Source organism: Streptomyces sp. 11-1-2 (assembly GCF_003595545.1).
In the GTDB taxonomy this organism is placed as follows: Bacteria; Actinomycetota; Actinomycetes; order Streptomycetales; family Streptomycetaceae; genus Streptomyces; species Streptomyces hygroscopicus_B.
The window spans coordinates 3,663,506-3,681,536 of record NZ_CP022545.1; the positions used below are offsets into that span (position 1 = coordinate 3,663,506).

Here is an 18,031-nt window from a genome sequence, read left to right on the forward strand (position 1 = left end):
TCTCTATGCTCTCAGCAATTCGAATGGGGTCGAACTCCTGTGGACAGGGGGGAACGGGGTCGGGATGGCCGGGACAAGCGGGTCAAGGGCCGTGCGGTGGGGGATTCTGGCGACCGGTGGGATCGCCGCCTCGTTCACCACGGATCTGCTGGAGATGGCGGATGCGCAGGTCACCGCGGTCGGCTCGCGCCGGCCGGAGTCGGCCGAGCGGTTCGCGGAGCGGTTCGGGATATCCCGCGCCTACGGCGGCTGGGCGGAGCTGGCCGCCGATGACGACATCGATGTGATCTATGTCGCCACCCCGCACTCGGCCCATCGGGAGGCGGCCGGACTGTGTCTGGAGGCGGGGCGGGCGGTGCTGTGCGAGAAGCCGTTCACGCTCAATGTCCGGCAGGCCGAGGAGCTGGTGGGCCTCGCCCGGGCCCGCGGCCGCTTCCTGATGGAGGCGATGTGGACGTACTGCGATCCGGTCGTCCGCCGGATGACCGAGCTGGTCCACGACGGCGCGATCGGCGAGGTCCGGGCGGTCCACGCGGACTTCGGGCTGCCCGGCCCGATCGACCCGGACCACCGGCTGCGCGATCCGGCGCTGGGCGGCGGCGCCCTGCTGGACCTCGGCGTCTATCCGGTGTCCTTCGCGCAGTTGCTGCTCGGCGAGCCGGACGAGGTACGGGCGGTGGGACAGCTCTCCCCCGAGGGCGTGGATGTGAACACGGGCCTGGCGCTGGGCTGGGACAGCGGGGCGGTGGCGCTGCTCTCCTGCTCGATCACCGCGGATACGCCGATGACGGCGGCGGTGACGGGCACGGCGGGGCGGATCGAGTTCCCGCGTGGCTTCTTCCACCCCGAGCGCTTCGTGCTGCGCCGGCCCGGCCGGGATCCGGAGGAGATCACGGCCGTGGACGGGCTGCGCTCCTACCAGCGGGAGGCGGCGGAGGTGATGCGCTGCCTGCGCGCGGGCGAGACGGAGTCTCCGCTGGTGCCGCTGGACGGCACCCTGGCGGTGATGCGCACCCTGGACGCGGCGCGGGAGCGGCTCGGGGTGCGGTATCCCGGCGAGGACGAGCGCGTGGTGTGACGAGGTATGAGGACGAGGTACGAGGGGTGACCCGGGCGGGCCCGGCGCTTGGGGTGCGCGCCGGGCCCCGCCCGTCCGTCAGACCTGCTTCAGCCCGGGGTTCCCGGCCTCGCTGACGAACGACGCCGCCGTGGTGAGCGGCGCGCCCGGGGTGGTGACCGCGGAGACGGTCTTGTAGTCGGCGCGTGCCCGCTCCTCGTCCAGCGAGACGGTCACATAGCCGCGCCGGCCGTTGTAGAACTTCATATGCGGGTTGGCGGCCAGGTAGGTGGCCCAGTTGTCGGGCTTGTCGGCACCGTCCTTGCCGCTGGTGATGGAGGTGCCGACGAACTCCACGCCCAGGGTGCGGGAGTCCGGGTCGTCGAAGTCCTTCTTGATGTCGAAGGCGTAGTGCACATGCACATCGCCGGTGAGCACCACGAAGTTCTCCAGGCCCGCCTGCTCGACTCCGGCCAGGATCCGCTCCCGGGAGGCGGGGTAGCCGTCCCAGGAGTCCATGGAGAGCTTGGAGCGGGCGGCCGTGGTGTTCTTCCGCTGGGAGAAGGTGACCTGCTGCGGCAGTACGTTCCAGGTGGCGGTGGAGCTCTGGAAGCCGCTCAGCAGCCAGCGCTCCTGGGCGCTGCCGGTGAGGGTGCGCGCGGGGTCCTCGGACTCCGGGCCGGGGTACTGCCAGCCGTCGCCGTACGCCTGGTTGGAGCGGTACTGCCGGGTGTCGAGGATGTCGAACTGGGCCAGCTTGCCGTAGTGGAAGCGGCGGTAGAGCCGCATGTCGGCGCCGTCCGGCTGCTGCGGCATCCGCAGCGGCATGTTCTCCCAGTACGCCCGGTAGGCGGCGGCCCGGCGGATCAGGAACTCGTCCGAGGGGCCGCCGTTCTCGTCGATGTCGTCCGCGTAGTTGTTCTCGGTCTCGTGGTCGTCCCACGTGACGAACCAGGGGAAGGCGGCGTGGGCGGCCTGGAGGTCCTCGTCGGACTTGTAGAGCGCGTAGCGCAGCCGGTAGTCCTCAAGGGTCATCGTCTCGGCGTTGAACACCGCGGGGAGGGTGCGGTCGGTGTACTTCCGGGCGCCGCCCATGGCGTTGACCGCGTACTCGTACTGGTAGTCGCCCACGTGGAAGACGGCGTCCAGGTCCTCGTCCGCCAGGTGGCGGTAGGCGGTGAAGTAGCCGTCGTGGTACGCCTGGCAGGACACCAGGCCGAAGCGCACGTCCCGGACCTTGGCGCCCGGGGCGGGGGTGGTGCGGGTGCGGCCCACCGGGCTGGTCCAGTTCCCGGCCCGGAAGCGGTACCAGTAGACGCGGTCCGGCTCGAGCCCGCCCGCGTCCACGTGCACCGTGTAGTTGAACTCGGCGTGCGCGGAGGTGGTCCCCCGGCGGGCGACGCGCCGGAACTTCTCGTCGCGGGCGATCTCCCAGTCGACCTTGACGGTGCCCTCTTCGGGCAGCCCGCTGCCGGGCTCGTACGGACGGGGCGCCAGCCTGGTCCACAGCACGACCGCGCCGGGCAGCGGGTCGCCGGAGGCCACGCCGAGGGTGAAGGGGTTGTCGGCGAGCGCGCGCGGAGACACCTGCGCGGCGTGGGCGCTGGGCAGGTTGGTGGTGAACGCGAGCGCGGCGGCGGCCCCGGTGACGGTGAGGAAGCGGCGGCGCCCCAGACGTGCGGCAGCGTCCCGTATGGCCTGCTGGTGCGAGTCGTGTGCCATGTGCTCTCCCCTGGCTCGTGGCGTCAGAGGAATTGCAGTGTCGGGGGACGGCCGGCCGCTTGCGTGCACCCGACATCGATATGACCGCTGGGTGAGGTCCGTTGCCGGAAGGGACCATTGCGGCGAATCGACACCTCCACACGGCGAACTGACGTGGCGTACGCTGCGGCGCCATGAGCGACGGTCGTGTGTCGGTGGTGTCGAGAGTGGCGGTGGTGACGGGCGCGGGCTCCGGGGTCGGCCGGGCGGTGGCGCTCGAACTCCTGGAGGCGGGCTGGTCGGTGGTGCTGGCGGGGCGCCGCGAGGAGGCCCTGGCCGAGACAGCGCGGCTGGCCGGTGGCGGTCCCCCGGCCCCCGTGGTGCCGACGGATGTGGCCAGGCCGGAGCGGGTGGAGGCGCTCTTCGAGGCGGTGCGGGAGCGGTTCGGACGGCTCGATCTGCTGTTCAACAACGCGGGGAGCTTCGGCCCGCGCGGCGTGGCCCTGGCGGACCTGGCCTACGAGGACTGGCGGTCGGTCGTGGACACCAACCTGACGGGCGCGTTCCTGTGCGCCCAGGCGGCGTTCCGGCTGATGCGGGATCAGGAGCCACAAGGCGGCCGGATCATCAACAACGGCTCCATCTCGGCGCACGCGCCCAGGCCGGACAGCGTGGCGTACACCGCCACCAAGCACGCCATCACGGGGCTCACCAAGTCGCTGTCGCTGGACGGGCGGCGGTACCGCATCGCCTGCGGGCAGATCGACATCGGCAACGCGGCGACCGAGATGACGGAGCGGATGTCCGCCGGTGTACCGCAGGCGAACGGGGAGGTGGCGGTCGAGCCCGTGATGGACGTCGCGGACGTGGCGCGCACGGTCCGGCATATGGCGTCGCTGCCGCTGGAGGCCAACGTGCAGTTCGCGACGGTCATGGCGACGGCGATGCCGTACATCGGCCGCGGCTGACGGATGAGGGTTCGTCACCCGTCCTAGATAACCCTCCAATTGTGGAGATAATGTGAGGATGCGGGCAATTCACTCCATCGGCGCAGCGGCTCCGACGCCACGGCCGACGCACCCGCTCACCCATCCCCGGACCGGCGCCCTCCCCCGCCCCCGGGCTGTTCGACGCCCGCTCCATATGGCAGGGTCGTTTCCCACCGCGCCACACCCTTCACCACCGCCCCACGACCGCCTTCCGAACGAAGCGAGACCGCCGTGCGTTCTCTGCCGCTCACCTTGGTCGCCCGTCTGCTGCCCGTCGCCGTCCTCGCCGCCGCGGGGGTGGCCATGACGACGTCGGACGACTCGGACACGGGCGCCACCCCGGCGGGCCCCTCCCCGCAGACCTCGGCCCCGGCCACCGGCGCCGCCGCGCCGCGCTACGCCAAGCCGCCCGCGGAGGCGTGCACCACCCTCCCCGAGTCGATGATCAAGGACCTGGTGCCGGGCGCCAAGGCGGCCGGGAACGAGCTGAAGTCCAGCGACCTGGGCCGCCGCACGGGCTGTTCCTGGCACGCCCTGGACGACTTCGAATACCGCTGGCTGGACATCGCCTACGACGTCAAGAGCACCGCGGGGAAGAAGAGCGGGAGCGAGGGCGGCGACGCGGTGCCCGGCCTCGGCGACGACGCGTCGGTGACCGAGAAGACCACCGAGGACGACGACCAGGGCATCCGCGAGGCGGTGGTGACGGTCCACCAGGACAACGCCACGGTCACCGTGACCTACAACGGCGGCGACTTCGAGAGCCACAAGGCCGCCGACGGCGATGCGATCCGTAAGGGCGCCATCAGCGCGGCCAAGAAGGCCCTCTCCGCGCTCGACGGCTGATCGTTCCGCCCAGCCTTCCCGCTCTGCTCGGTCGTTTCGTTCTGCTCGGTCGTTTTGTGCCGCTCGCCCTTTGAGGTCGGCGGCTCAGTCCTCGATGAACATCAGCCGTACGGAAGTGTCCTTCCGGGTGAACGGATACGATCGCGGGCATCGCACCCGAGCTCTGGAGTCCCACCGTGTCCGCCGCCTCCGAACCACGCCTGGGTATCGCCGTCCTGACCATGGGCAACCGGCCCAGGGAGGTGGCCGCCCTGCTGGAGTCGGTCGCGAAGCAGGACGTGCCCCCGGCCCGCATCGTGGTCGTCGGCAACGGCTCCCCGCTCCCGGAGTTCCCCGCCGAGGTGACCGCGGTCGAGCTGGCGGAGAACCTCGGCGTCTCGGGCGGCCGTAATGTCGCCTGGCGGCGGCTGCGCGACTTCGGCGACGTGGACGTCGTCATCGACCTCGACGACGACGGACTGCTGGTGGACGCCGACGTCTTCCGCAGGGTGCGCGATCTGTACGCCGAGGACCCGCGCCTGGGCATCGTGAGCTTCCGCATCGCGGATGAGACGGGTGAGACCCAGCGCCGCCACGTACCCCGGCTGCGCGCCTCCGATCCGATGCGCGGCGGCGAGGTGACCACCTTCCTCGGCGGCGGCCACGCCCTGTCGGTGGCGATGCTGGAGCAGATCGGCGGCTGGCCGGACGCGTTCTTCTTCACCCATGAGGAGACCGACCTCGCCTGGCGGGCGCTCGACGCGCGCTGGAAGGTCCTCTACGCCCCCGAGCTGCTGCTCCAGCACCCCAAGACGTCCCCCGCCCGGCACGCCGTCTACCACCGGATGACCGCCCGCAACCGGGTCTGGCTGGCCCGCCGCCATCTGCCGCTGCCGCTGGTCCCGCTCTATCTCGGCACCTGGACGCTGCTCACGCTCGCCCGCACCCGCTCCCTGACGGGGCTGCGGGCCTGGGCGGGCGGCTTTCTGGAGGGGCTGCGCACTTCCTGCGGCAAACGCCGCCCGATGCGCTGGCGCACGGTATGGCACATGACCAAACTCGGCCGCCCACCCGTGATCTGATGGGCTGACGGACCGACGGGCCGACGGGCCGACGGGCCGACGGCGCCCGGTGGCGTGACCGGCGGCCCTATGGGGCCAGCCCGAGGGCGGGGAAGACCGACGCCTCGAGGAAGCGCGTCAGGTAGTCGCGGTCGGCGAAGCGGCCCTCCAGCAGATGGCGGACCCGCATCGCGCCGATCAGCTGGGTGGGGACGAACTCGACGGCGGGGTTGTCCGCGGCCACCTCGCCGCGCTCCACGCCCCGGCGGACCATCGCCTGGATCGTCTTCACCTCGTGCTCGATCAGCGCGGTGCGCAGCGCCTGGAGCAGATCGGGGTCCTGCAGCGCGGCGTGCCCAACGGCGTACACCAGCGCCGTGTCACCGCCGCACACCTCCCGCGCCTCCCCCACCGCCGCCGCGACGGCGCGCAGATCGCCCGCGAGGGAGCCGGTGTCGATGCCCTCCAGCGCGAAGGGGCGCTTGCACGAGCGCAGCGCGGCGACGACGAGCTGGGGCTTGCTGCACCACTGCCGGTAGAGGGTGGAGCGGCTGGCGCGGGTGCGGGCGGCGACCGCCTCGATGGTGAGGGCCTCGTAGCCGCCCTCCTGGAGCAGATCGAGGACTGCCTGGTAGAACTCCTGCTCCCGCTCGGGGCTGATCTTGGAACGGCGCTGCGGCGCGGCCGTCTCCGGGCCTTGCGTCGCCATGGCTCTCCTCCTCGGTCACCGGACTCCGGCCCCCTGACCACGCAGTGTACCGACACATCGGCGTACCGATACACCCATGTACCGATACAGCTCAGAACCGGTACACTCTCGTATCGATACGTTTGTGTGCCGATGGCGCCAGGCAGAGAGGCGCCCAGAGGAAGGCACGGTGGATGAACCCGACCGTCATAGCCGTCGCGCTCGCGCTCGCCTCGGCCGTCGCCTACGCGACCGCCGCGGTGGCCCAGGAGCGGCTGGCCGCCGGCGGGCGGCCGGGCCGTATGCCGGGACTGCTGCTGCGCGGCGCCTGGTGGGGTGCGGTCGGCCTCAACTCCACCGGTGCCCTGCTGCATGTGGCCGCGCTGCGGTACGGACCGCTCACCCTGGTCCAGCCGCTCGGCGCGCTGACCCTGGTCGCGGCCGTCCCGCTGGGCGCGCGGCTCGCGGGGCGGCGGGTGGCCCGGAACGAGTGGCGGGGCGTGGCCCTCGCTCTGCTCGGCCTCGGCGCCCTGCTGCCGGTCACCGCCGGGGAGACCCCGCGCGACACGCTCAGCCTGCCGCAGGCGGTCGCGCTCGCGGGCGTCGTCCTGGCGTTCATCGGGCTGTGCGTCCGGCCGGGGCGCGGGGGGCGCGATACGTCGGGCCGGGGTCTGCGGTACGCCACCGCGTCCGGGGTCGCCTCGGGCGTCGCCTCGGCGCTCACCCAGACCCTCACCGTCGCGCTCGCCGGCTCCCACGCGCCCGGGGTGGCCCTGGTGTCCTGGCGGACGGTGATCGTGGCCGTCCTGGTCGCGGTCTTCGCGGTGAGCGGTCTGCTGCTGGCCCAGAGCGCCTACGGCAGCGGCCTCGGCGCACCCCTCGCCACCCTGACCCTCGCCAACCCGGTGGCGGCGGCCGCCATCGGGATCGTCCTGCTGGACGAGCGCTTCCGGGGCGGCCCGGCGGGCTGGGCCCTGGCCGCCGCCGGCGCGGCGGCGGCGGCCCGTGGCGTGGTCCTGCTCTCCCGGGCGCCCAAGGCGGGCGCGGACGTGCGCGGGGACGCCGTGGCCGTACGGGAGGCCGCCGCGACCGTACGGCGGGCCACCGCACGCGAGGCGGCCGTACCGGAGAGCCGCGCACCCGATGAGGCCCTGCGCGAGCCCGCCGCCGTCCCCCGGGAACCCGTGCGGGAACCGGTTCGGGAACCCGTGCGGGAGTCGGCGCGGGAGCCGGTGCCCACGCCCCCGTGATCGTCCGGGCGCCGGGCGGCCCGCCGCCGTAAGGTGGACCGCATGGTGGACGCGAGCGTGTCGACCTCGGCCGAGACCGCTGAGCAGTCGCTGGACGAGCTGCTCCGGGCGTCCCACGAGGCTTCACCCGCGGAGCTCCCGGGAGCCCTGGACCGCTACACCGCGGCCATGCACATGGGCCATGCGGTCGTCTACCTGATCGACCTCCAGCAGCGGCTGCTGATACCGCTCGACGAGGACGTATCGCGCCTGGACCTCGACGACTCCCTGGCCGGACTCGCCTACCGGACCAGCACCGTGCGGGTCAAGGAGGACAACGAGGGCGGGCTGGACGTCTGGCTGCCGCTGATGAACGGCGCGGAGCGGCTGGGGGTGCTGAAGCTGCGGATGGACTCCCTGGACGGGTTCACGCTCTGGCGCTGCCGGACGCTGGCCTCCCTCCTCTCCCTGGTCATCACGTCCAAGCGCACCTCCATCGACACCTTCGCGCGGCGCACCCGGACCCGGTCCATGGAGCTGCCCACGGAGATGGTGCGGGCCTTCCTCCCGCCGCGTTCGATCGGCACCGGCCGGGTGATCTCGACGGCCGTTCTGGAGCCCGCGTACGAGCTGGGCGGCGATGCCTTCGACCATTCGTTCACCGAAGATGTCCTGCACGCCACGATCCTCGACGCCATGGGCCACGATCTGGCGTCCGGGCTGACCACCTCCGTGGCGATGGCGGGCAGCCGCAACGCCCGGCGCACCGGCGCCGACCTGGCGGAGCTGGTCACCACCGTGGACGAGGCCCTGGCCAAATGGCTTCCGGACCAGTTCTGCACGGGCGTCTTCCTCCGGCTGCACATGCCGAGCGGCGCGCTGCGCTGGTCCAACTGCGGCCATCCCACCCCGCTGGTCATCCGCCGCCGGCGACTGCTGGACAAGGAGCTGGAGCGGACCTCCGAACCGCCGCTGGGGCTGCCCACGCGGCTGTCGGAAACCCCCCGCCGGATCCATGAGACGGCCCTGGAGCCCGGCGACCGGATCCTGCTGTACACCGACGGGGTCGTGGAGTCGCGCGACGAGGGAGGCGAGCAGTTCGGCCTGGAGCGCTTCGCCGACCACATCATCCGCTCGACGGCCGCCGGGGAGAACGCCCCCGAGGTGCTCCGGCTGCTCATCCACGCCATCCTCGACCACGGGCACAGCCAACTCAGCGACGACGCCACGATTTTGATGATCGAGTGGCAGCCGCCGGATCCCTGAGCCGTCGAGGCGATATCCGATGACGACGCCCCCCGACCCCGCCACCCGCCCCGTCCGGCCGAACCCCCCGCCCGGCGCCCCCGACCTGGCCACGGCCACGGTCGACGAGCACGGCGTGGTGACCGGGTGGAGCGAGGGCGCCTGGCGGCTGCTGGGCTATCGCGCCGAGGACGTCGTAGGGCGGTCGGCGGGCGAGCTGTGCGCGGAGAAGACCCTCGGGGACGCCGCGGGCGGCGCCGGGCCGTGCCTGGCGGACGAGCCCCGGTGGAGCGGACGGGTCGCGCTGTGCCACCGGGACGGCCATCGGGTGGAGGTCGAGCTGCTGGCCCAGCGCGGCCCGGTGGGCGATGGATCCGCGGGCTGGCTGCTGGTCTCGGCCGCGCCCCGGGAGCCGCTCCCCGGGGAGTCGCTCCCCCAGCCGCTCTCCCAGGAGCCTGGCGCACCGGTGGACCGCGCGTTCGCCCAGTGCCCGTGCGTCCTGGCGCTCTTCGACACCGAGCTGCGGCTGTCGCGGGCCAACGCCGATATGCAGGCCGCCACCGCCCGCGGCGAGGATCAGATGCGCGGGCTGCGGCTGACGGAGCTGGTGGGCCGCGGGGAGAGCGAGCGGGTCGAGCGGGCCATGCGGGAGGTGCTGGAGAGCGGCGAACGGCTCGAACTGGAGACGCATCTGCGGGGGCCGGGCGAGAGCCATGAACACGCCTGGTCGGTCTCCCTGGCCCCGCTGACGGACCGGTCCGGCGGGCTGTGCGGCGTGTGCTTCGCGGCCCGCGACACCACCGCCGAACAGGAGGCCCGGCAGCGGCTGCTGCTGCTCAGCGAGGCGGGGGCGCGGCTGGACAGCACCCTGGACCTGGACCGGATCGCCCGGGAGCTGGCCGAGGTGGCGGTCCCCCGGCTCGCCGACTTCGCCAGCGTCGATCTGCTCACCTTCCTCCACCAGGGCGACGAGCCCCCGGCGGGGCCGCTGCGCGAGCCCATCACCCTGCGGCGCGCGGCCCACCGGTCCGTCCTGAGGGGCGCCCCGGAGGCGCTGGTCGACATCGGGGACCTGGCCACGCATCCCGAGCACTCCCCCACGGCGGCGTGCCTGATCGAGGGCCGGGCCGCGCGGCACCAGGTGACGGAGTCCCTGCTGGCGGGCTGGGAGGCCAAGGACCCCGGCCGGGCCGCCCGGATCCGCGAGCACGGAGCGCATTCGGTGATCGTGGCGCCGATGCGCGCCCGCGGGGTCACCCTCGGTACGGCGCTCTTCGCCCGCCACCGCACACCGGCGCCCTTCACCGAGGACGACACGATGCTGGCCGAGGAGCTCACCGCACGGGCGGCCGTCTGTGTCGACAACGCCCGCCGCTATCTGCGGGAACGCATGACGGCCGAGACCCTGCAGCGCAGCCTGCTGCCGCAGGGGTTGCCCGACCTGACGGCGCTGGAGATCGCCTCGCGCTATCTGCCCTCGGGCGCCTGGGCCGGGGTGGGCGGCGACTGGTTCGACGCGATGCCGCTGTCCGGCGCCCGCGCCGCCGTGGTGGTCGGCGATGTCGTGGGCCGTGGCGTCGAGGCCGCCGCCACCATGGGGCGGCTGCGCTCCGCCGTGCGCATCCTGGCCGATATCGATCTGCCGCCCGGTGAGCTGCTGACCCATCTCGACGACCTGGTCACCCGGCTGTCCGCGGACCAGAAGCCCGAGAGCTTCGGGCCGCTCGGCGCCACCTGTGTGTACGCGGTCTACGATCCGGTCTCCCGCCACTGCGCCATCGCCGCGGCGGGCCATCCCGCACCGCTGGTGGTCGGCCCGGAGGGCACCGCCGATCCGCTCGATCTGCCCATCGGTCCGCCGCTGGGGCTGGGCGGGCTGCCCTTCGAGGTCATGGAGACGGAGCTGCCCGAGGGCAGTCTGCTCGCCCTGTACACCAACGGTCTGGTCGACGGCCGCGACCGCGAGATCGGCGAGGGGCTGGAGACGCTGCGTGAGGTCCTGAGCCGGCCCGCCCCGTCCCTGGACGCGCTCTGCGACAACGTCCTGCGGGCCCTGCTGCCGGTCCGTCCCGACGACGACATCGCCCTGCTCCTCGCCCGCGCCCGGCCGCTCCCCGCCGACCGGGTCACCACCTGGGACATCCCCGCGGACGCGGCCGCCGTCGCCGAGGCCCGCCGGAACACCACCGGGCAACTGCTCGCCTGGGGTCTTGAGGAGACGCTCTTCACCACCGAGCTGATCGTCAGCGAACTGGTCACCAACGCGATCCGCTACGGCCGCCCGCCCATCCGGCTGCGGCTGATCCGCGACCGCGGCCTCATCTGCGAGGTCTCCGACGCCAGCAGCACGGCGCCCCATCTGCGGCGGGCCCGGGTCTTCGACGAGGGCGGCCGCGGTCTGATGCTGGTCGCCCAGATGGCGACGCGCTGGGGCACCCGGCAGGGCGCGGACGGCAAGACGATCTGGGTCGAGCAGGACCTCTCCCCGGACTGACCACGGATGCCCTGTCCCGTGGGTGCATTCGGGACGCCGATATTCGACCTCCGGGCACTGGACCGGCAGCGGTCTGATTTGTCACCATTTGCCTAGAGGGCCCGCTAACCGATCCCGCTCCCGCGGCCGACCGGGCGCTGACTGCAGCCCGTGGCCGCCTCGGAAGGAGTTGCCATGGCCAAGGCAGTCGGAATCGACCTGGGTACCACCAACTCGGTGATCGCCGTGTGGGAGGGTGGTGAGTCCTCGGTGGTTCCGAATTCCGAGGGAAACCGCACCACGCCGTCGGTGGTGGCTTTCACCGATACCGGTGAGCGGCTGGTGGGGCAGTTGGCCCGGCGCCAGGCGATTCTCAACCCCAAGGGCACCATCTATTCGGCCAAGCGGTTCATCGGCCGCCACTACGACGAGGTGTCCGCCGAGGCCAGGGCGGTGGCCTACGACGTCGTCGCGGACGAGCAGGGCCTGGCCCGCTTCAAGGTGCGCGAGAAGCTGTACTCGCCGGAGGAGATCAGTGCCCAGGTGCTGCGCAAGCTGGCCGACGATGCCGGGAAGCAGCTGGGCGAGCGGGTGACCGAGGCGGTCATCACGGTGCCGGCGTATTTCAACGACGCCCAGCGCAGCGCTACCAAGGACGCCGGTGAGATCGCCGGGCTGAAGGTGTTGCGGATCATCAACGAGCCGACCGCGGCCGCTCTCGCCTATGGCCTGGACAAGAAGGGTCATGAGACGGTCCTGGTCTTCGACCTCGGTGGCGGCACTTTCGACGTGTCGATTCTCGATGTCGGGGACGGGGTGGTGGAGGTCCGCTCGACCGCGGGCGACAGCCATCTGGGCGGCGACGACTTCGACCGTCGGCTGGTCGACCACCTCGCGGACAAGTTCCAGCAGGAGAACGGCATCGACCTGCGCCGGGATCCGCAGGCGCTGCAGCGGCTCTTCGAGGCCGCGGAGAAGGCCAAGACCGAGTTGAGTTCGGTGACCCAGACCCAGGTCAGCCTGCCGTTCATCACGGCGGATGCCGCCGGTCCCAAGCATCTGACCGAGACCGTGATGCGGTCCACCTTCGAGCAGATCACCGGCGATCTGGTGGAGCGCTGTCTGGGCCCGGTGCAGCAGGCGATGGCCGATGCCAAGGCGGGGGAGAGTGATATCGATGAGGTGATCCTGGTCGGGGGCTCGACCCGGATCCCGGCCGTGCAGGCCCTGGTCCGCCGGCTGACCGGCGGCAAGGAGCCCAATATGAGTGTCAACCCGGACGAGGTCGTGGCGCTGGGTGCCGCGATCCAGGCCGGGGTGCTCAAGGGTGAGGTGAAGGACGTTCTGCTGCTCGATGTCACCCCGCTGTCGCTGGGTGTCGAGACCCGTGGCGGGGTCATGACGAAGATCATCGATCGGAACACCACGATCCCGGTGCGCCGTACCGAGACGTTCTCCACGGCCGAGGACAATCAGCAGGCCGTGGACATCGTGATCCTTCAGGGTGAGCGGGAGCGGGCGGCCGACAACCGGGTGCTGGGGCGCTTCCAGCTGACCGGTATCCGTCCGGCGCCGCGCGGTGAGCCGCAGGTGGAGGTGACCTTCGATATCGACGCCAACGGGATCCTGAATGTCACGGCGCGGGACCAGGACACCGGCAAGGAGCAGTCCGTCCAGATCAGCGAGACCGGAAACCTGGATCGCGGTGAGGTGGACCGGATGGTTCAGGAGGCCGAGCGCAACCGTGGTGAGGACCAGGCGCTGCGTGAGGCCGTGGACGCGCGCAATGAACTGGACGCTGTCGCCTACCAGGTTGAAAAGCGCCTTTCCGAGCTGGGTGACGCGGTGCCCTCTCATGAGCGGTCGCGCGCCGAGATGCTGGTCAACGACGCCCGTGAGGCGGTCAGGAACGAGGCCGGTGTCGACCGGACCAGGCCGCTGGTCTCCGAGCTCCAGCAGGTCTACGCGGGCCTGGCCTCCCATGAGACGGCCGGCGCCGGTCCGGGCGCGGGCGCGCCGGGCGGTGGGCCCGGGGCGGGCGGCGCCCAGGACACCGGGGCCGGAGGTGGTGGAGGCGATGAGGATGTCATCGATGCCGAGTTCGACAAGGGCTGACCGACCGGCCCCGTACGACTGACCCGGCCGATACGGCGAAGGCAGCGGAAGGCTGACGGAGAGGCCGCCATGTCCACTCAACCGCAGCAGCCCGAACCGGTGCCGGAGGGCGCCGTGACGGAGCAGGAGCGGGAGCAGGACCTGCCCGCCCCGGGCACCGCGGAGGCGCGCGGCGCGGGCGGTGAGGGCCCCGGCCCGGACGCGGCCGGCGGCCCCGCCGACACCGAATCCGGCGAGCAGGCGGCCGCGCTGGCGGACCTGGAGGACCGCTGGCGCCGGGCCCTGGCCGATCTGGAGAATCTGCGCAAGCGCCACGCCAAGGAGCTGGAGCGGGAGCGGGCCGCCGAGCGGGCCCGTACGGCGGCGGCCCTGCTGCCCGTCATCGACAACCTCGAACTCGCCCTGTCCCACGCCGAGGCCGACCCCGGCTCGATCGTGGAGGGCGTCAAGGCCATCCGCGACCAGGCCGTGAACACCCTGGCCCAGTTGGGCTACGAGCGGCGGGGCGAGACGGGCGTGCCGTTCGACCCGGCCCGGCACGAAGTGCTCGGTGTGATCGAGGACCCCGAGGCCGAACCGGGCACCGTGGTCCAGGTGCTGCGCCCCGGCTACGGGGATCCCGGCAACCAACTCAGGCCGGTGGCCGTGGCCGTGGCGAAGCGGGAGTGAGACGGCCATGGCACGGGACTACTACGAGGTGCTCGGTGTCTCACGGGGTGCGAGCCAGGACGAGATCCAGCAGGCATTCCGCACCCAGGCCCGCCGCCATCACCCCGATGTGAACAAGGACCCGAACGCGGAGGAGCGGTTCAAGGAGCTCAACGACGCCTACAGCGTGCTCTCCGACCCGAAGACCCGGGCCCGCTACGACCGGTTCGGCGAGGACTTCCGCAAGATCCCCGAGGACTGGGAGGAGCGCGTCGGCGCCGGTGCCCCGGGCGGTGGTTTCCACGGCTGGACGACCGCCAGCGACGGCGGCCGGGTGCGGTTCACCCGTGGCTTCGGCGACGACGCCGGGGGCGAGGGCGTGGACTTCGAGGACCTGTTCGGCGCGTTCTTCGGTGGCGGCACGGGGGGCCGGGGCGGAGGCCGCGTGGATATCCCCGGAGCCGACCAGGAGGCGGAGCTGCCGCTCACCGTCGAGGACGCCTTCCACGGGGGCCGCCGCGGCGTCACCCTGGCCGGGGCCTCGGGGCAGCAGCGCACCTTCGAGGTGAACGTCCCGCCGGGCGTCGTCGACGGGCAGCGCATCCGGCTGGCCGGGCAGGGCGGCCGGGGCACTGGTGAGGCACCGGCCGGGGATCTGTATCTGCGGGTGCGGATCCTGCCGCATCCGCGGTTCCGGCTGGACGGCCGGAACGTCCACGTCCACCTTCCGGTGGCTCCCTGGGAGGCCGCGCTCGGCGCGACGGTCCCGGTGCCCACGCCCGGCGGCACCGCCAAGGTGACGGTCCCGCCCGGGTCCTCCAGCGGCCGCAAGCTGAGGCTGCGCGGTGAGGGCATGCCCAACCCCCGCGGTCCGAACGGCGACTTCTATGCCGAGATCCGCGTCATGGTGCCGCCCGAACTCACCGACCGCGAGCGGGAGCTGTTCGAGGAGCTGGGCCGCACCTCCTCCTTCGACCCCAGGAGGGAGCGATGAGCAGCCACGCACGAGGGACCGTCACGGTCACCCGGTACGCGCCCGTCCCGTCCATCCACTACGAGCTGGTGCCCGCGCGCAGGCTCTCGCTTGAGACCGTGGCCCGTCGCACCGGGCTCCATCCCGACCTGGTGGCGAGGTTCGTCGCCCTCGGCCTGGTCGACGCCGAGCGTGACGCCGCGGGGCGGCTGGTGTTCGCCCCCGACGCCCCGGCGGTGCTGGGCCGCGTGGAGCGGCTGCATGCCGGAATGTGCCTGAACTACGCCTCCATCGGTCTGGTGCTCGATCTGCTCGACCGCATTGACCGGCTCGAAGCCGCACTGCGCCGCAGTGGCGCGAGGAGTGAAGAACCGCCATGGACATGAACCGCCTCACCCAGAAGTCCCAGGAAGCCCTCCAGAACGCCCAGACCACCGCGATGCGGTTCGGGCACACCGAAGTCGACGGCGAGCACCTGCTGCTGGCCCTCCTCGAACAGCCCGACGGGCTGACGCCCCGGCTGATCGGCCAGGTGGGCGCCGACCCGGAGGCGGTGCGCACCATGCTGGAGGCCGAGGTGGCGCGCAAGCCCAGGGTCACCGGCCCGGGGGCCGCACCGGGGCAGGTCTTCGTCACCCAGCGGCTGTCCCAGTTGCTGGATGCCGCCGAGCAGGAGGCCAAGCGCCTGAAGGACGAGTACGTGTCGGTGGAGCACTTGGTGCTCGCGTTCACGGAGGAGGGGTCCGGCACCGTGGCGGGGCGGGTCCTCAAGGAGCACGGTGTCACCCGGGAGTCGTTCCTGGGGGCCCTGACTCAGGTCCGCGGGAGTCAGCGGGTCACCTCGGCCAATCCTGAAGTGGCGTATGAGGCGCTTGAGAAGTATGGCCGGGATCTGGTGCTTGAGGCTCGTTCGGGCAAGCTGGACCCGGTGATCGGCCGGGATGCCGAGATCCGCCGGGTGACCCAGATCCTCAGCCGCAAGACGAAGAACAACCCGGTGCTCATCGGCGACCCCGGCGTCGGCAAGACCGCCATTGTCGAGGGCCTGGCCCAGCGCATCGTGCGCGGCGACGTACCCGAGGGGCTGCGCGACAAGACCATCTTCGCCCTGGACATGGGCTCCCTGGTGGCCGGCGCGAAGTACCGCGGGGAGTTCGAGGAGCGGCTCAAGGCCGTACTCGCCGAGGTCAACTCCGCCCAGGGCCGGATCCTGCTGTTCGTGGACGAGCTGCACACCGTGGTCGGTGCCGGGGCCGCCGAGGGCGCCATGGACGCGGGGAACATGCTCAAGCCGATGCTGGCCCGCGGTGAGCTGCACATGATCGGCGCGACCACCCTGGATGAGTACCGCAAGCACATCGAGAAGGACGCCGCGCTGGAGCGCCGCTTCCAGATGGTGCTGGTGGAGGAGCCGAGTGTGGAGGACACCATCTCCATCCTGCGGGGCCTGCGCGAGCGTCTCGAGGTCTTCCACGGCGTCAAGATCCAGGACACCGCCCTGGTCTCCGCCGCCACGCTCAGCCACCGCTACATCAGCGACCGGTTCCTGCCGGACAAGGCCATCGACCTGGTGGACGAGGCATGCGCCCGGCTGCGTACCGAGATCGACTCCATGCCCGCCGAACTGGACGAGACCACCCGCCGGGTCACCCGGCTGGAGATCGAGGAGGCCGCGCTGGCCAAGGAGACCGACCCGGCCAGTGGGCAGCGGCTGGCCGAGCTCCGTCGCGAACTGGCCGATCTGCGTGCCGAGGCCGACGCCAAGCACGCCCAGTGGGAGGCCGAGCGGCAGTCCATCCGCCGGGTGCAGGATCTGCGCCGGGAGCTGGAGGAGGTGCGCCGCGAGGCCGAGGAGGCCGAGCGCGCCTACGACCTCAACCGCGCCGCGGAACTGCGTTATGGCAGGCTCCAGGAGCTTGAGCGCAAGCTGGCCGCCGAGGAGGAGCAGCTGGCCGCCAAACAGGGTGCGCACCGGCTGCTGCGCGAGGTGGTCACCGAGGAGGAGATCGCCGACATCGTCTCCGCCTGGACCGGCATCCCGGTCTCCCGTCTGCAGGAGGGCGAACGGGAGAAGCTGCTGCGCCTGGACGAGATCCTCCAGGAGCGGGTCATCGGCCAGGACGAGGCGGTCAAGCTGGTCACCGACGCCATCATCCGGGCCCGCTCGGGCATCCGGGACCCGCGCCGCCCGATCGGCTCGTTCATCTTCCTGGGCCCCACCGGCGTCGGAAAGACCGAGCTGGCCAAGGCGCTGGCCGCCGCGCTCTTCGACACCGAGGAGAACATGATCCGCCTGGACATGAGCGAGTACCAGGAGCGGCACACGGTCAGCCGGCTGGTCGGCGCCCCTCCGGGATACGTCGGCTACGAGGAGGGCGGTCAGCTCACCGAGGCGGTGCGGCGCAAACCGTACTCGGTGGTGCTCTTCGACGAGATCGAGAAGGCGCACGCCGATGTCTTCAACACCCTGCTGCAGGTCCTGGACGACGGCCGGATCACCGACGCCCAGGGGCGGCTGGTGGACTTCCGCAACACCGTGATCATCATGACCTCCAACATCGGCTCGATGCATCTGCTGGACGGCGTCACCTCCGACGGAGAGCTCAAACCGGACGCCCGGGGCCTGGTGATGAGCGAGCTGCGCGGCCACTTCCGCCCCGAGTTCCTCAACCGGGTCGATGACATCGTGCTGTTCAAGCCGCTCGGCGAGCCCCAGATCGAACGGATCGTGGAGCTGCAGTTCGACGAGTTGCGCAAACGGCTGGCCGAACGCCTGATCGCCGTCGAACTCAGCCCAGAAGCCCGGAAGGTCATCGCCCACGAGGGCTACGACCCGGTCTACGGCGCCCGCCCACTGCGCCGCTTCATCTCCCACGAGGTCGAGACCCTCATCGGCCGCGCCCTGCTGCGCGGCGATGTCGAAGAAGGCGCCACCGTCAAGGTCGACGCCCAGCACGGCGAACTCGTGGTCACCTACGAACGCCGGCCGGAGATCGCGGGCCTCGGAAAGGCCGCGTGAGAACGATG

14 protein-coding genes are annotated in these 18,031 nt (G+C 71.9%); 12 read left to right on the plus strand and 2 right to left on the minus strand.

Features of this window, described 5'->3' with window-relative positions:
- Nucleotides 1-64: 64 nt before the first annotated feature.
- Nucleotides 65-1,078 carry a Gfo/Idh/MocA family oxidoreductase gene (locus CGL27_RS15495; protein WP_119987477.1) on the plus strand — a complete coding sequence of 338 codons (1,014 nt, stop codon included), beginning with the start codon at nt 65-67 and terminating at the stop codon, nt 1,076-1,078.
- A 78-nt stretch (nt 1,079-1,156) separates the two neighbouring features.
- On the opposite strand, the gene CGL27_RS15500 is transcribed toward CGL27_RS15495, so the two are convergent.
- On the minus strand, nt 1,157-2,779 hold the full coding sequence (locus CGL27_RS15500; RefSeq protein WP_119987480.1) for an alkaline phosphatase D family protein: 1,623 nt from the start codon (nt 2,777-2,779) through the stop codon (nt 1,157-1,159).
- Between the two features lie 173 nt (nt 2,780-2,952).
- Here CGL27_RS15500 and CGL27_RS15505 point away from each other — a divergent pair, with 173 nt between their 5' ends.
- The 3 genes from CGL27_RS15505 to CGL27_RS15515 all read left to right on the plus strand — a co-directional run bounded on the left by CGL27_RS15505 (nt 2,953) and on the right by CGL27_RS15515 (nt 5,654).
- A complete protein-coding gene (locus CGL27_RS15505) occupies nt 2,953-3,726 on the plus strand; it encodes an SDR family oxidoreductase (RefSeq protein ID WP_078641082.1) in 774 nt (257 codons plus the stop codon).
- A 252-nt stretch (nt 3,727-3,978) separates the two neighbouring features.
- Nucleotides 3,979-4,593 (plus strand): hypothetical protein, encoded by a 615-nt coding sequence (locus CGL27_RS15510; RefSeq protein WP_119987483.1) that lies wholly within the window; start codon nt 3,979-3,981, stop codon nt 4,591-4,593.
- A gap of 176 nt (nt 4,594-4,769) precedes the next feature.
- The gene (locus CGL27_RS15515) at nt 4,770-5,654 is read left to right on the plus strand and encodes a glycosyltransferase family 2 protein (protein WP_261341261.1); all 885 of its coding nucleotides are present in this window, start codon (nt 4,770-4,772) and stop codon (nt 5,652-5,654) included.
- Nucleotides 5,655-5,721: 67 nt separating this feature from the next.
- Here the strand turns inward: CGL27_RS15515 and CGL27_RS15520 are convergent, their stop codons facing one another.
- Nucleotides 5,722-6,342: a TetR/AcrR family transcriptional regulator gene (locus tag CGL27_RS15520; RefSeq protein ID WP_119987486.1), complete on the minus strand. Its 621-nt coding sequence runs from the start codon at nt 6,340-6,342 to the stop codon at nt 5,722-5,724.
- A gap of 173 nt (nt 6,343-6,515) precedes the next feature.
- Between CGL27_RS15520 and CGL27_RS15525 the strand changes: the two genes are divergently transcribed.
- The 8 genes from CGL27_RS15525 to clpB all read left to right on the plus strand — a co-directional run bounded on the left by CGL27_RS15525 (nt 6,516) and on the right by clpB (nt 18,023).
- The gene (locus CGL27_RS15525) at nt 6,516-7,571 is read left to right on the plus strand and encodes a DMT family transporter (protein ID WP_119987489.1); all 1,056 of its coding nucleotides are present in this window, start codon (nt 6,516-6,518) and stop codon (nt 7,569-7,571) included.
- 42 nt (nt 7,572-7,613) lie between these two features.
- Nucleotides 7,614-8,816 (plus strand): PP2C family protein-serine/threonine phosphatase, encoded by a 1,203-nt coding sequence (locus CGL27_RS15530; RefSeq protein WP_119987492.1) that lies wholly within the window; start codon nt 7,614-7,616, stop codon nt 8,814-8,816.
- Between the two features lie 19 nt (nt 8,817-8,835).
- Nucleotides 8,836-11,289: a SpoIIE family protein phosphatase gene (locus tag CGL27_RS15535; protein WP_119987495.1), complete on the plus strand. Its 2,454-nt coding sequence runs from the start codon at nt 8,836-8,838 to the stop codon at nt 11,287-11,289.
- Nucleotides 11,290-11,463: 174 nt separating this feature from the next.
- Nucleotides 11,464-13,383, plus strand: coding sequence for a molecular chaperone DnaK (gene dnaK / locus CGL27_RS15540; RefSeq protein WP_119987498.1), 1,920 nt, complete (start codon nt 11,464-11,466; stop codon nt 13,381-13,383).
- A 69-nt stretch (nt 13,384-13,452) separates the two neighbouring features.
- Nucleotides 13,453-14,052 carry a nucleotide exchange factor GrpE gene (locus tag CGL27_RS15545; RefSeq protein WP_119987501.1) on the plus strand — a complete coding sequence of 200 codons (600 nt, stop codon included), beginning with the start codon at nt 13,453-13,455 and terminating at the stop codon, nt 14,050-14,052.
- A gap of 7 nt (nt 14,053-14,059) precedes the next feature.
- Entirely contained in the window at nt 14,060-15,025 is a 966-nt protein-coding gene (locus CGL27_RS15550) for a DnaJ C-terminal domain-containing protein (protein WP_119987504.1), read from the plus strand.
- Nucleotides 15,022-15,390, plus strand: a complete 369-nt coding sequence (locus CGL27_RS15555; RefSeq protein WP_119987506.1) for a chaperone modulator CbpM — start codon at nt 15,022-15,024, stop codon at nt 15,388-15,390. Before CGL27_RS15550 ends, CGL27_RS15555 begins: the two co-directional genes overlap by 4 nt.
- Nucleotides 15,381-18,023 carry an ATP-dependent chaperone ClpB gene (gene clpB / locus CGL27_RS15560; protein ID WP_119987509.1) on the plus strand — a complete coding sequence of 881 codons (2,643 nt, stop codon included), beginning with the start codon at nt 15,381-15,383 and terminating at the stop codon, nt 18,021-18,023. Before CGL27_RS15555 ends, clpB begins: the two co-directional genes overlap by 10 nt.
- Nucleotides 18,024-18,031 lie beyond the last annotated feature (8 nt).